Annotated in this window: 1 protein-coding gene; it reads right to left on the minus strand. The window is 46.6% G+C overall.

From position 1 onward, the window contains the following. On the minus strand, positions 1-768 hold a 768-nt coding region (locus L2713_RS20485), incomplete at both ends, for an IS110 family RNA-guided transposase (RefSeq protein ID WP_248969105.1).

Below are 768 nucleotides of genomic sequence, written 5' to 3' on the forward strand. Positions count from 1 at the left end.
CTCTGCTAACTGGATTGCCCAGCAACTAAACTTATCTTGCTTATTCTGGCTGTGTTGCAACACCGCTCTGGCGCCGTGAATGAACAGGGTGCGTAAATACGCATTTCCCCGCTTGCTTATCCCAAGGAGGTTATCTTTACCTCCGCTACTGTGTTGCTTGGGAACCAAGCCGCACCAAGCTGAAAAGTGCCTGCCATTAGTGAAGTCTTTACCATCATCAGCGGCGGCATAAAAGGCGGTAGCAGTGACAGGACCAATACCAGGGATAGTCTCTAAACGCTGGCAAATCACATTGTTTTTCGTTTCGGTGAGTACTTGAGCATCACAACCCTTAAGCCGTTTTTCTATATCACTAAACTCTTCATATAACTGATAAAAAATGGCCCGACCTTTGGTAGTCAGCGCATTAGTTTCGTTAGCCAAAATCTCAGGGAACTGTACTTTAAAAGCCGATTTACTTTTGGCTATCACGATGCCGTATTCTGCTAACATGCCTCGCACTTGGTTGATTAAGGCTGTTGATTGCTTAGTTAATCGTTCCCGCATACGGTGGAGCAATTGCACATCTTGCTGCTCGACGCTTTTAGGTTTTACAAACCGCATGTTGGGTCGCTGCGCAGCTTCAGCGATGGCTAAGGCATCGTTATAGTCATTTTTGTTACCTTGCCGAAAAGGCACGACAAATTGAGGAGCAATTAACTTGACGCTGTGGCCCAACAGCTCAAATTCTCTGGCCCAGTAATTTGCGCCACTACAGGCTTCCATCAC

The sequence above is a fragment of the Shewanella seohaensis genome, assembly GCF_023283775.1.
Taxonomy (GTDB): domain Bacteria; phylum Pseudomonadota; class Gammaproteobacteria; order Enterobacterales; family Shewanellaceae; genus Shewanella; species Shewanella seohaensis.